General features: G+C 39.5%; 15 protein-coding genes. 1 reads left to right on the top strand and 14 read right to left on the bottom strand.

Features of this window, described 5'->3' with window-relative positions:
- Window positions 1-79: 79 nt before the first annotated feature.
- Window positions 80-1009, bottom strand: coding sequence for a peptidase U32 family protein (locus HT729_RS02875; RefSeq protein ID WP_172926183.1), 930 nt, complete (start codon window positions 1007-1009; stop codon window positions 80-82).
- Between the two features lie 139 nt (window positions 1010-1148).
- Here HT729_RS02875 and HT729_RS02870 point away from each other — a divergent pair, with 139 nt between their 5' ends.
- Entirely contained in the window at window positions 1149-1436 is a 288-nt protein-coding gene (locus HT729_RS02870) for a DUF3270 domain-containing protein (RefSeq protein ID WP_049511743.1), read from the top strand.
- 28 nt (window positions 1437-1464) lie between these two features.
- On the opposite strand, the gene ciaH is transcribed toward HT729_RS02870, so the two are convergent.
- The 13 genes from ciaH to HT729_RS02805 all read right to left on the bottom strand — a co-directional run.
- Complete coding sequence (gene ciaH / locus HT729_RS02865; RefSeq protein WP_050390167.1) at window positions 1465-2799, bottom strand: two-component system sensor histidine kinase CiaH; 1335 nt, start codon at window positions 2797-2799, stop codon at window positions 1465-1467.
- On the bottom strand, window positions 2789-3463 hold the full coding sequence (gene ciaR / locus HT729_RS02860) for a two-component system response regulator CiaR (protein ID WP_000590628.1): 675 nt from the start codon (window positions 3461-3463) through the stop codon (window positions 2789-2791). The genes ciaH and ciaR overlap by 11 nt, the downstream gene beginning before the upstream one ends.
- A gap of 106 nt (window positions 3464-3569) precedes the next feature.
- Entirely contained in the window at window positions 3570-6116 is a 2547-nt protein-coding gene (locus HT729_RS02855) for a M1 family metallopeptidase (protein ID WP_172926181.1), read from the bottom strand.
- 122 nt (window positions 6117-6238) lie between these two features.
- Complete coding sequence (locus tag HT729_RS02850) at window positions 6239-6679, bottom strand: ASCH domain-containing protein (RefSeq protein WP_172931638.1); 441 nt, start codon at window positions 6677-6679, stop codon at window positions 6239-6241.
- Window positions 6654-7523, bottom strand: a complete 870-nt coding sequence (locus tag HT729_RS02845; protein ID WP_172926179.1) for a putative PEP-binding protein — start codon at window positions 7521-7523, stop codon at window positions 6654-6656. The genes HT729_RS02850 and HT729_RS02845 overlap by 26 nt, the downstream gene beginning before the upstream one ends.
- 41 nt (window positions 7524-7564) lie before the next feature.
- Window positions 7565-8293 (bottom strand): GNAT family N-acetyltransferase, encoded by a 729-nt coding sequence (locus HT729_RS02840; RefSeq protein ID WP_172926178.1) that lies wholly within the window; start codon window positions 8291-8293, stop codon window positions 7565-7567.
- A 7-nt stretch (window positions 8294-8300) separates the two neighbouring features.
- Window positions 8301-8780 carry an NUDIX hydrolase gene (locus tag HT729_RS02835; protein WP_000403937.1) on the bottom strand — a complete coding sequence of 160 codons (480 nt, stop codon included), beginning with the start codon at window positions 8778-8780 and terminating at the stop codon, window positions 8301-8303.
- A gap of 10 nt (window positions 8781-8790) precedes the next feature.
- The gene (locus HT729_RS02830; RefSeq protein WP_172926177.1) at window positions 8791-9489 is read right to left on the bottom strand and encodes a 3-oxoacyl-ACP reductase; all 699 of its coding nucleotides are present in this window, start codon (window positions 9487-9489) and stop codon (window positions 8791-8793) included.
- Window positions 9482-9718 carry a DUF2829 domain-containing protein gene (locus HT729_RS02825; RefSeq protein WP_000141913.1) on the bottom strand — a complete coding sequence of 79 codons (237 nt, stop codon included), beginning with the start codon at window positions 9716-9718 and terminating at the stop codon, window positions 9482-9484. Before HT729_RS02825 ends, HT729_RS02830 begins: the two co-directional genes overlap by 8 nt.
- A gap of 99 nt (window positions 9719-9817) precedes the next feature.
- A complete protein-coding gene (locus HT729_RS02820; RefSeq protein WP_001269443.1) occupies window positions 9818-10744 on the bottom strand; it encodes an aldo/keto reductase family oxidoreductase in 927 nt (308 codons plus the stop codon).
- Window positions 10745-10816: 72 nt separating this feature from the next.
- Complete coding sequence (locus HT729_RS02815) at window positions 10817-11632, bottom strand: hypothetical protein (RefSeq protein ID WP_100104025.1); 816 nt, start codon at window positions 11630-11632, stop codon at window positions 10817-10819.
- A gap of 3 nt (window positions 11633-11635) precedes the next feature.
- A complete protein-coding gene (locus tag HT729_RS02810) occupies window positions 11636-11956 on the bottom strand; it encodes a PadR family transcriptional regulator (protein ID WP_000665417.1) in 321 nt (106 codons plus the stop codon).
- Between the two features lie 43 nt (window positions 11957-11999).
- The coding region (locus HT729_RS02805) for a hypothetical protein (RefSeq protein ID WP_345890461.1) at window positions 12000-12307 on the bottom strand (308 nt) is incomplete at its 5' end.

Below are 12307 nucleotides of genomic sequence, written 5' to 3'. Positions count from 1 at the left end.
TTTTTGAAAATAGTGAAGAAATACGAAAAATTGAGAGAAGAAATATTTGTATCTTCCTTCTCTCAACGAATCATTTACTTTATTTAACCATGTCAGGATCGTAGTCATAAAATCCTGTATCAAGGAAACGGTTTTTAGGGTGAAGTTTACGCACTTCTTCATCCAGCAAGAAGGCTTGGTCATGGCTAAAGTTGCCCTCTTGAATCAAGCTACGCGCTTGGATAAAGAGTTTTGCAATCTCAACAAAGTTTTGACCTGGAGTATAAAGTCCTTCTAATTTCCAGTGAGTAAAACCGTGCTCTACCAATTCTGTCAATTTAGTCATCAAATCAAGGTCATTGTTGGCAAAGATGTGGGTCCCATGATTATCTTCAAAAATGGAATAGTGGCTCTCAGGATCACTTGGCTCAGCCAAGAAAAGGTCACGCTTGCGCGTCTTTTCATCATCGATATGCGTAAAGTTATAGTAGTTTTGCAAGAGTGGACGTTTAGAATGATGGATGACACTAGCACCGTAAACCAAAACTTCAGCAGGAATTTCCAAAATCTCTGGCATTTTAAAGAGTTCAGCAGATGGAATTTCACGCGCCAAAACAGCCTCAGATGCGCCAGCCTTTTGTCCCCAGAAGTTAATCTGACGACTGCTTGTCACCATAGTTGAAGCATCGTAGATGGTCTTAAATGAATAACCATCGCGGTTGACTACGTAAAAGACACCTGCATCCCCAATCGTAATGTAATCGGTCTTGATTTCTTCCAAGAAGTCTAAGAAAGGCTTGATACAGTCCATCATGTCTTGGTGCATGAGGGCATTGACCGCAACAATCAATTCCTTACCAGCATCATGAACCAGATTAGCGATTTCACGCAATTGGTCATGACTAAAGGTTGTTGGCAGACGAAGGCCAAAATCTTTCTCACCGACATAGATACGGTCTACGCCAGCTTCGAGCAGTTGTTCAACTTGTTCAATACTTTCAGCAGTTGCTGTAATGATAATCTTTTCCATAGGAAAAATTATACCATATTTCTCCAAAATCAGCCATGCTTTGAAAATGAAAAGGGACTTTATTCTTTTTGTAACCTTTCTGTAATAATTCTCTGCTGAAAAAATGATAAAATAGGTATGTACTGTTAAGGAGAGAATCATGCCCGTAAGAAAATTACAATCCTATGAGGTAGACTATCAAGAAGAATTAAACCAGCAACTTCCTCATTATCAAGCTTATACACCTGAAGCACAAGCTGATAGCAATCTCAAAGAAATTTTATTTTTTGTCAATATCGCTGTTTTTTGTATCTGCATTGCCATCTTTAGTTTTATCTTTTTGTCGTTAAAATTAACAACTGTGCTCGCCTTACCTGCAGCAATAGTATCCAGCTTACTTGTTTTAAAAGTCCAACGCTCTGTTATCAAACGAAAACTTAAAAAATAAACATATCGCCCCATCTGGAGCGATATGTTTATTTTTTCTTTTTAGATGGTGTGTGGATGGCAATCTTCACTTCAAAGATTGTTCCCTTGGGTTTATTATCTTTGACAGTAATGGTTCCTTTTAGAGCATCTACAATTTGCTTGGCTAGGGATAATCCTAAACCAAAACCACCTTTTTGCCGGGTTCTAGCCTTGTCGACTCGATAAAAACGATCAAAAATTTTCTTTTTATCTTCTGTCGAAATACCGACTCCATTATCGGAAACTAGCAAATAAAGATTACGATCGGTCGCCGAGATAAGAAAATCAATTTCACCATCCTCTTCAGTATACTTGACAGCATTATCAAATAGGATAGTCATCAACTGCTTCAAGAGAAGTTGATCCGTCACAATCGGACGATGGATCCGATTTTCAAAACGGAAGACACGATCATTTTCCGACGCAATCATCTCATAGTTTGTGAAAGTTGTATTGAAAAAACTGGTTGGAACTTCTGCAAGTTCCGGCTTAATCCCATCATCTCTCCGAGCTAAGTTCAACAAGTTCGTTGTCAAAAAACGCATATTTCGGACTTCTTCCAAACTCGATGCAATGCTTTCGCTCACATCCATAATGGTAGCTTCTGGCTTACGGAAAAGGGTCTCTAAGCGATTTTGCAAAACTGCAAGTGGAGTTCGTAACTCATGACTGGCATTTTCCACAAAGGACTGTTGCTTCTGCATGCTCTCAAGCAGGGGCCTAACACTGACCCTAGCTAGATAGAGACTGGCAAGCAAAGACAAAATCCAGAAACTTGCCATCACAACCACAATTAATTGCTCATGCTTTTGACTGGCCTGCTCCAACTGACTGGTATTAATCAAGACAGCGGCATACTTGATATTAGTTGAAACCGAACTGATATTCGTTTCCATCAATATCATACGATAGATTTCTTCCTGCCCATAGCTATTAAAAACCTGAATCTGGTAGATATGTCCTAGTTCTTTTTTCTCTAATTTAATCTTATCCAAGCCCAAAAATCGATTTCCAGAAAGGAGCTGGGTAAAATTCTTATCAAAAAGAATAACCTCCGTATTGGAGCTGACATTGGGTTTTATCTCAGTCTTGCTAGTATCTGTAGCGGCATTTTCTAAATCTTTAATCTCTTCTGTTGCCCTATTTACTGCCAGCTGAATAACTGCCTGAGGATTTTCACTCAGTCCGTGGAGCTTATCATCTACTGAAGTATAAAGACTCGAATGCATGACCTGTAAAATAATCAGAGTCATTGTCGAGAAAATCAAGGTAAAGACACCAAAGTTGCGGATAAAATAACTAAAGTCATCCGCATACCATGTTTTTTTTAGTTTACTGAACATCTTTTAAAATATACCCAACACTGCGCAAGGTTTGCAAATTCTCTGCAAAAGTGGTTCCTTTTAATTTCTTACGGACTTTTGAAACATAGACTTCGACAACTGAAATCGTTGTATCACTATCAAATCCCCATAGACGATCAAAAATCTGCGTCTTAGGCAAAATAACATTTTGATTTTGAAGGAAATAAACCAATAAATCGAACTCTTTCCCCAGCAATTCGACAGTAGTATCTTCAACCTTAACTGTATTTGTTGATAAATTGATGAGAATATCTCCATAAGATAGCGTATTTTCATTAAACTTGCCTGAACGTTTGAGAAGGGCCTGAATCCGCATTTTGAGTTCTTCTAGGTAGAAAGGCTTGGTCAGATAATCATCCGCTCCCAGTTCAAATCCATGTCCCTTGTCATCCAAACTTTCCTTGGCAGTCATGATCAGAACTGGAGTTGTAATCCCCTTTTCACGCAATTCTTTCAAGACTTGGAAGCCATTTTTTTCTGGTAACATCAAATCGAGCAAAATCAAGTCATAGACACCACTTTCAGCTTCGTAGAGACCTTCTTCTCCATCAAATACCTGCATGACATCCGCAAAATCGTCTAAAAAGTCAAATACTGAATTTGACAGACCTAGGTCATCCTCAACTAATAAGATTTTTATCATGAGAAACTCCTCCTTATTAAAACCATTATACCAAATTTGCCTTAAAAAAAACTCAACTCTCTGCATTTTATATGAGATAGCTGAGTTTTCTTTTATTTAGTCTTAATTATTTAGTTCCGTATTGAAGAACAACTGCTTCCACTGCAGCTTTTTCACGGTTAATCAAGTCAACACGCGCTGCAATTTCTTTGATTCCCATACCGATGTTACGGCTAAGAGCAAGGTCAGAAAGTTGCGGTTCAAAGAACTCCTTGTATTCCGCCAAGCGTTGCTGAGTCTTAAATACGTGAGCAGGAAGGATGACAAAGCTATCAAAGCTCATATCTCCACCAAGAGCTGCCTTAATCCAAGCCCAGTTTTCACGCGCCCAAGACCAAGCTGGTTCCTGAGTTACTTGGTGAGCTAGGAATTGGTAATACCAAGCAGACAAGTCCTGTGGTTTCACCACAAATTTGTCCTTCCAAGCAGCAATCAAGGTTTGGATATTGTCCGCATCTTTACTATAGGCAAGAGCAGATGCCAACTGACGTTTAAAGACAGCATCTGTTGCATGAGTATAAGTATCAAGATAAAGTGCTAACAAGTCTTTAGTCTCATGATGTTTCATCTCATTGATCAGAACTTGTGAGCGAATAGCTGCTGGAAGTCCTGCAAGATTCTCCTTGTGAGCCGCGAAGATTTGGCTAGCGACTTGACTAGCTTCTGCATCATTTGAGCGAATCATCATCGAAACAGCCAACTGACGAACCAATTCATCCTCATCTGATTCTCCGTCTTTAGCTTCAAAACCAAGACGGTTATAGTTGTGACGAGCCAATTTAGCAACCAAGGCTTTGAAGGCTCTTTCAGCTTCTGTTCCTTCATCGATAAAGCGCTCAAGGGCAGAAATGACTTCAGAAACAGCTGAAACGACAAGGTAAGATTCTTCTTTAGCAAGTTTATCAAGGACTGGGAGCAAATCTGCATAAGAAATGTGTCCTGCTTCAGCAAGCAAACGACGTTCTTGGACGATTTGCAATTTGCTTGTGTTATCAAGATCAACTAGGTCAGAAAGAACAGCATCTAACAAGTCTCCTTGATAGCCTGTAATGTAGTGGGCTGTATTTTCAGTGTTGAGACGAAGAGCTCCTTCATTTTCAGCAAGAAGAGCTGCGTAGCCAGGGATTTCGATACTTTCAGTTTCGAGTGTATCAGGCAAGCCTTTCCAGTTGCTATTGAGTGGCACCACCCAGAGACGGTTCTTGTCTTCGTTCTCACCGATGAAGAATTGTTTTTGTGAAATCTTCAAGACATCATTTTCAACTTTGACAGTAAGAACTGGGTAACCAGGCTGTTCCAACCAAGAATCCATGAAGGCTGCGACATCACGTCCTGACGCTTGACCAAGGGCATCCCAAAGGTCACGACCAATGGTGTTGCTGTATTGGTGTTTTTCAAAGTAGGCATGCAAACCTTTGGCAAAATCAGCATCTCCTAGCCAACGGCGAAGCATGTGCATGAGACGGCTTCCTTTGGCATAGACGATAGCACCATCAAAGAGGGTATTGATTTCATCTGGGTGTTTGACTTCGACGTGAACAGACTGTACGCCATCAGTCGCGTCACGTTCAAGAGCAAGAGGTACTCCACCTGTTTGGAAATCTTCAAAGATATTCCAGCTTGGCTCGATAGCATCCACACAGACGTATTCCATCATGTTAGCAAAGCTTTCATTGAGCCAAAGGTCATCCCACCATTTCATAGTAACAAGGTTACCAAACCATTGGTGAGCCAATTCATGGGCCACAACAAGGGCAACTTGTTGACGGCTAGCAAATGTAGAGTTCTCATCGACAACCAAGTAAACTTCACGGTAGGTCACAAGACCCCAGTTTTCCATAGCACCAGCTGAGAAGTCAGGAAGGGCGATGTGGAGAGATTGAGGAATTGGGTACTTAACTCCATAGTAATCTTCGTAAAACTCGATAGAGCGAACAGCGATATCCAGTGAGAAATCAAGATTTGAAAGTGGATGTGCTTTGGTTGAGTAGACACCTACCAGGGTACCATTTTTAGTTTTAGCGGTCACCCCTTGCAAATCACCAGCAACAAAGGCCAACAAGTAAGAAGACATGCGAGGTGTTGTCTCAAACTTCCAGATACCTGTTTCCTTACGGTTTTCAACATCGATTTCTGGCATGTTTGACAAGGCCAATTCACCTTCTGCTTGGTCAAAGCGAAGAGAGAGGTCAAAAGTTGCTTTGGCTTCAGGCTCATCCACACATGGGAAAGCTTCGCGCGCAAAATGGCTCTCGAACTGAGTAGACAAGACCTCCTTCTTGACTCCATCAACTGTATAATAAGAAGGGTAAATCCCTGTCATGTTGTCTGTAATTTTACCAGAAAAGGCAAGAACCAATTCAACTTGACCAGCCTCAGCCAATTCGATATGAAGGGCTTCATTGTCATGGTCAACTGTAAATGGACGAGCTTGACCTGCAACTTCTACAGAGGTGATTTCCAAATCTTTTTGGTGGAGGGAGATGCAGTCACTCTGTGCTTGACCAGTGATGGTCACTTTCCCAGAAAAAGTCTTGGTCTCACGACTCAAATCTAAAAATAAATCATAATGTTCAGGAACAAATTGCTTAATAAAATGTTCAACTGCTTGCATAGTTTTCTCCTATTCTAAGTTTAAGAGCTGCTGCTCTTCTTCAAACAAACTTATTATATCATATTTTGCTTGAGAAAAAAGGATTGGACAGCGATTTCCAAAACTTTCTTCCTTCTAATAGTCTACAGTGGGTAGACCTTGCGAAATTCTTCTAAAACAACCTTGCTTTCAGGTGTAAAAGTCAGTCCTGCTTCACCCAAACAGTCTCTGAAAAAGTCCTCATGAACCTGGCGCCAATAGGCTAAAGATTTGTCTCCCTCACCTTCCTTATAGGCATGGTCAGCTGACACTCGATTGAAGGGGTTAACAGAAACCTTTGTAATTTCGACAATGCAGACAGCCTGATTTTGACTATCTAAAATGACATCGAAGATCCCTTCTTGCGGAAGGGGTTCGTCCTCTACTGCGTAGAGATCGTAGGCTGATGCTGTTGCTGTCTTTTCTCCTTTAAACACCAAATCCGCTAAAAGATCTGGTTCAACTCCAAAAGCCCAAGCATCGATTTCATCTCCGATCAAAGGATTGATTTGCTTGTATTTATTCCACATTTCTTGCGGTATCATGGGTACTCCTTTGTAATTTTTTACTTTCTTCTTTTATGTGTTTAAGATGATCTGGATGGTCAATCTCTAAATCAAAAATCTCTGGAATAGAACTGTAGTGGATAATGCACTTGATACCCAACTGATTCATTTTTTGTATGAAAGAAGTATTCAGATAGCCTGCTACAGCAAAATCAATCTTGTTCTTTCTTGCTTTATCCTGCATATCTCTTAGCATATCTAACATTATTGGACTTTCCATATCATGCCATTGACTGTTTCTCATAGTCGCAAAAACAAAGTAAGTCAAATCATTCATTCCAACTACAATCTTTGAAATGCCCGTTTCCAGTATACTAGATAAGTCAAAATACGCTGACGGTAATTCAATCATCGTTCCGACTTTCCCAGTAAAGCCATACTGACGCAATACTGTAATAGCTTGTTTTAATTGGTCGGCATCATTGACAAAAGGAAAGATAAGAGATAGATTGGGGTTGGTTTGATAAACTTCTGTAACGACATGTGCTTCAGCCTGAAATTCATCCAAACACGCCAGTAAACGCCTAGTTCCTCTATAGCCAAACAAGGGATGCCCTTCGTCAAAAAACTCTTTAGTCCCCACTAAACAATTGGCTTCTGTATTCGTTAATTCAGTAAAACGATACCAAACTTCTTCATCTGAGTACAGGGAGCAGATAGTCTCTAGATAATCTTTTACAAATTGCTGACAACTTGCTAATATGATGTTTTGATTAAGCTCTCTCAACAAATATTCCCCACGAATCATGCCGACGTGGTGAAATAGTTGAGGATAAATTTTTTCAAGAATTTTTTCGCCACTAAGGGCAAGTTGATTTTTCATAGCCATTCACCTCGTCTTAAAAGATACAATATCATATATAATTATATGAAACTTTCCTCTAGTTCAAAAGCTTCATAAGGTTCAGATAACTCATATCCTAAAAATTCTGCTACTTTTTTGGAAGCCTCATTATGAGCATCCCAAAGTGGAAACATATCTCTATTTAAACTCTCTAGAATCATTGCAGCACCAAGCTTTTTAGCAAATCCATTCCCTTGTTCGTTTGGTCTAGTTGCAACTTCCACTTCAACTGCTTTACGGTAAACTAACCCTGAGGAAATCCCAGCAATCAGTTCATTATTTTTAAGAATCACAAAGCCAAATCCACCTTTTAAAACAAAATCCTGATAGGACTCAAAATCCCCCTGTAAATCCTGTGACCATTCTTCCGTAGAAAAGCAGTTATAAATATGATTATCAATAGGCACAATATTGTAACCTTCCTCTAAATGAGTAACTAGATTATTTAAAAATTCAACTTGAAAATTTGCCTTATCTTTAAAAGAATAGCGAGTAAAAGAATTTAGCCCCACTTTTCGATGCAGAAAATCTTGCCAATTAGTATTTTCTGAAATAATAATCTTATAATCTAAACCATATTTTCTAACAAAATCTTCCCAAAATCTGGAATCCAACTCCCCTGCTAGGTATAGAAAATTCCCAACATCATAAAAGCTTGTTGTCCTATCATTGTTTCGGTAGACAGTTCCAATTTGAGATTTAAGACCATAGAGAACCATATTTTTCTTCCATGTTTTAAATAGTTCCATTATCCCTCTACTTCACCTTCCAATTCATGTAAGAAGTCTTGTCCAGTTCTGGAAATCCTAATAATTCAGACTTAACCTTCGAGACTAATGGCGATGCATTTTCTTCTGTAATCTCTTGAATATCCATCCAAATATATCCAAGTGAATCATTCGCACCATCAGACACAGCTTCCGAAGTCGTAACTTGAGGTGCACTCTCATTCATTTCAACATCATACAAGGCCATGACATGGTGAACCATAAAATTTGTTAACTCTTCTCTGACGAAAACATCGTAGATTCGAGGATTAGAGTAGCTTCTAACAGTAAATCCCGTCTCTTCCATAACTTCTCTAGTCAGCGTTTCCGTCAGTCCTTCACCAAGTTGCTGACTGCCTCCAGGTAGATCATACCGATGTTGATAAGGGCCTCTCGTTTTTTCAATGCAGAGTAACTTCCCATTTTCTAAGCAAACAGCGTAGACTCCAAAGTGTCTTTTGATTTCCATCCAAATCCTCCTACTTCAAAGACCAGCCACCATCTATTGTCAGAATTTGACCCTGCATGGCAGATACCTTACCACTGGCCAAAAAGAGACTGACTTCTGCCACTTCCTCTGGTTCAATCCAGCGCTTGATTGGTGTTTCACTAGCAACCCAGTCAGCCAATCCACCTGGCTCAAAATCTGCAGAGGTCATAGCTGTCTTGACTGCTCCTGGAGCGATACCAAAGACCTGAATCCCAGCTTCAGCATAGTCTAGAGCCAACTGCTTGGTAAAGCCAGCCAAGGCATGCTTAGAGGAAGTATAGGCGTGACCACCTCCACCTGCTAGGCTAGAAGCAATGGAACACATATTGATGATGATTCCCTTTTTATTTTCCAGCATTTGTGTCAAATAATACCGAGTCAACTCAACAGGAGTCATGTAGTTAATTTCAAAAATCTCTTGAATGTCCTGCGCTGATTGTTCCAATAGGGTTTTATAATCATCCAAAACTCCTGCAGTATTACACAAAATATCTACCTGAGGACACCAGTCAAAAATAGGTTCCAAGTTCAAGGTCAAATCTCTCTGTAGAAAGTGGAAATCACCCTGTAATAGTGGATTTTCACCTTGATCCACTCCATAAACTTGAAAGCCCTTCTCTAAAAAGAGTCGAGCCTGAGCTAGGCCGATCCCTGAACTCACTCCCGTAATCAATACACGTCTAGTCATGCACTTCTACCCAATCTGTCGCCAAAACATCACAAGGTGTCGGGCTCCACATGGAAAAACCTTCTCCTTCTCCAGACACGTTGATTAGGAAATAAGGTGTCACTTCAAGTGCAACCCCATTTTGCTCGATAGTGTCAAAAAGTTGGACATAGTTTTCAGCACCTCCCCAACCAGTTCGTACATATTTTTTCTTAGCCTTTAACCCAGGCAGGATTTCTTCAAAAGTCATGTTATTCTCCTTTAAAATCAATAATTCTTCCCTTCATTATAACAAAAAAACCGCTTTGCAACGGCTTTTTGACTGTGATTTATTTACATCTGCTTCTACTTACGGCAAATTATTCCCTGCTGCAAGATAAATTTCATACCATTCTTTTCTTGTTAAGCTAAAGTTTGCCGCTTGGCTAACTTCTCTCAAGTGATTAGGATTTGTGGTACCTACGACTGCCTGCATTTTTGCTGGATAACGCAATATCCAAGAAATGGCAATAGTTGAAGGGGTTACTCCATATTTAATAGCTAAACGATCAAGTACTTGATTTAAAGCTTGAAATTTCTCATTTCCAACAAAATTCCCTTTAAAATACCCGAATTGTAAGACAGACCAGGCTTGAATGACCACATCGTGTAATTGGCAATATTCAAAAATGCTGCCATCTCGCATAGCTGCTTGACTATCTTCCATATTAACATGAAAACCTGATTCAAATCCTGGAGTAAAAGCCGCACTCAATTGTAGCTGATTAACAGCTAACGGCTGCTTGACATCTTTTTTAAGTAACTCCATCATCATAGGATTTTGATTAGAAACTCCAAAATCTCGAACCTTACCTTGTTTATAAAGGAGATCAAAGGCTTCTGCTACTTGGTCAGATTCCATCAAAGCATCTGGTCGATGAAGAAGCAAGCTATCTAGATGATCAATCTTCAATCTTTGCAAAATACCGTCAACTGATTTTATAATATAGTCCTTAGAAAAATCAAAATAGGTAAATTCTTCAATGCGAATGCCACATTTGGACTGAATCCACATCTTTTCTCTTAAATCTGGACGATTTTTTAGGACAAGACCTAGCAGTTCTTCACAACGACCACGACCATAAATATCAGCCAAGTCGAAAGCATTGATTCCAACAGAAAGTGCTGTTTCTACAAGCTCTTCAACTTCTTTTACAGACTTATCTTCTATTCTCATCATTCCGAGAACAATTTCTGATAATTCTTTGTCATCTTGACCAAGAGTTATGTATCTCATCAAATTTTTCTCCTTTAATTCTACATTCTTCATTTAATTATAACAAAAAACCGCTTTGCAACGGCTTTTTGACTATATTTCACTCCATTTTATCTTCTTAAACCCACGGAACAAGACAAAGATTCCAATAAAGAGGACAGCTAAAGGAATAATCTTTGTGAGGAAAACATTTGAAATGCCCATCCACTCATAATAACGGAGCAGAGAACCCACCACAAGATGGGCAACAATCATACTGACAAAGGGACGAAAGACAGCTTCTTTCCAATTCCAAATACTGATGACTAGAGAAAGCGTAAAGACAAGGAAACTATCCCAGGGAGCAGGAAGATAAAATGCTCCTTCTTGTACAAAACTTCCTATTCCTACATATCCCAGAACAACTAGAAGGACAAGAATCCCAACGACAATATAGGTGCCAATTTTCATTTTAGGAGAATCTTGGACTAAGCCCCAACGTAAGATTGTGGCCACAAGTCCAAATCCAATCAGAAAAAGAAGAAGTTGCCCTAAAAAAGTAAGCAAATTGACTGTTAAGAGAGGACCTTTAGAAAAATCACCCAGTAGATGATAGTAACGTAATACCACTAGGACAAAAATTGGTGTTAAAAGGGACTCCTTGATAGAACTGTGTGGTGCTTCCTTGAGAATCTCTTTCATTATTTTTTTAGGATTCTTACCTAAATAATCCTCTGCACTCATGCCATCTCGTTCTGCTTCTGAGAAATCTAGCATCATCAAATAGATCTGCTCTCTGAGATAGTCTTCATCATAGAGAAATCCAGCAAGATTAAAACTATCCCACAGTTCCTCAAAATACTGCTGATTGTCCTCAGAAAACTCATGCAACAAATTGTTTGTTTCTTCATAATACTTCATTTTCTTCATGGTTTAACCCCCATTCTTAATCCCTTCTACTTTTTGACTCAAATCGTCCCATTGTTGCCAAAAGACCGAGACACGCTCTTCTCCTTCTTTGGTTAACGAAAAATACTTCCGATCTGGACCATCTGGCGACGGGCGCATGTCGCCTCTTATCCATTGATTTTTTTCTAACTTTTGCAACAAAGGATAAATAGTTCCTGGAACGATAGTATCAAATTCAGCCTCTCGCAAAGTCTGAACCAACTCATAACCATACCGCTCTTTTTGACCAATCATATCCAAGACACAACCTTCAAGAACACCTTTTAACAGTTGAGTTTCTTTCATCCCTTCTCCCTTCTAATCTATTTTGTAATACCTACTAGTAGCTTCAGCTATAGTATACCACTTCCACACTAGTTTGTAAAGCATAATAGTTAATACTCTTCGAAAATCTCTTCAAACCACGCCAGCGTCGCCTTAGGGTATATATGTGACTGACTTCGTCAGTCTTATCTACAACCTCAAAACAGTGTTTTGAGCTGACTTCGTCAGTTCTATCTACAACCTCAAAACTGTGTTTTGAGCTGACTTCGTCAGTTTCATCTACAACCTCAAAACGGTGCTTTGAGCAACCTGCGGCTAGCTTCCTAGTTTGCTCTTTGATTTTTATTGAGTGTAAGTCATAACCACCCGTGA

Source organism: Streptococcus sp. 79 (genome assembly GCF_013277425.1).
GTDB classification, from domain to species: domain Bacteria; phylum Bacillota; class Bacilli; order Lactobacillales; family Streptococcaceae; genus Streptococcus; species Streptococcus pseudopneumoniae.
Note: the sequence above shows the minus strand (reverse complement) of the source record. Positions and strands in the feature narration are given on the sequence as shown.

What these genes read in the sequence shown, in the direction of transcription:
- HT729_RS02820 (WP_001269443.1), bottom strand. Translation starts at nt 10,744, where the DNA reads ATGAGATACATAACTCTTGGTCAAGATGACAAAGAATTATCAGAAATT.
- HT729_RS02845 (WP_172926179.1), bottom strand. Translation starts at nt 7,523, where the DNA reads ATGAAAAATCAACTTGCCCTTAGTGGCGAAAAAATTCTTGAAAAAATT.
- HT729_RS02875 (WP_172926183.1), bottom strand. Translation starts at nt 1,009, where the DNA reads ATGGAAAAGATTATCATTACAGCAACTGCTGAAAGTATTGAACAAGTT.
- ciaH (WP_050390167.1), bottom strand. Translation starts at nt 2,799, where the DNA reads ATGTTCAGTAAACTAAAAAAAACATGGTATGCGGATGACTTTAGTTAT.
- HT729_RS02870 (WP_049511743.1), top strand. Translation starts at nt 1,149, where the DNA reads ATGCCCGTAAGAAAATTACAATCCTATGAGGTAGACTATCAAGAAGAA.
- HT729_RS02830 (WP_172926177.1), bottom strand. Translation starts at nt 9,489, where the DNA reads ATGACTAGACGTGTATTGATTACGGGAGTGAGTTCAGGGATCGGCCTA.
- HT729_RS02810 (WP_000665417.1), bottom strand. Translation starts at nt 11,956, where the DNA reads ATGAAAGAAACTCAACTGTTAAAAGGTGTTCTTGAAGGTTGTGTCTTG.
- HT729_RS02855 (WP_172926181.1), bottom strand. Translation starts at nt 6,116, where the DNA reads ATGCAAGCAGTTGAACATTTTATTAAGCAATTTGTTCCTGAACATTAT.
- HT729_RS02850 (WP_172931638.1), bottom strand. Translation starts at nt 6,679, where the DNA reads ATGATACCGCAAGAAATGTGGAATAAATACAAGCAAATCAATCCTTTG.
- HT729_RS02815 (WP_100104025.1), bottom strand. Translation starts at nt 11,632, where the DNA reads ATGAAGAAAATGAAGTATTATGAAGAAACAAACAATTTGTTGCATGAG.
- HT729_RS02835 (WP_000403937.1), bottom strand. Translation starts at nt 8,780, where the DNA reads ATGGAAATCAAAAGACACTTTGGAGTCTACGCTGTTTGCTTAGAAAAT.
- HT729_RS02825 (WP_000141913.1), bottom strand. Translation starts at nt 9,718, where the DNA reads ATGACTTTTGAAGAAATCCTGCCTGGGTTAAAGGCTAAGAAAAAATAT.
- ciaR (WP_000590628.1), bottom strand. Translation starts at nt 3,463, where the DNA reads ATGATAAAAATCTTATTAGTTGAGGATGACCTAGGTCTGTCAAATTCA.
- HT729_RS02840 (WP_172926178.1), bottom strand. Translation starts at nt 8,293, where the DNA reads ATGGAACTATTTAAAACATGGAAGAAAAATATGGTTCTCTATGGTCTT.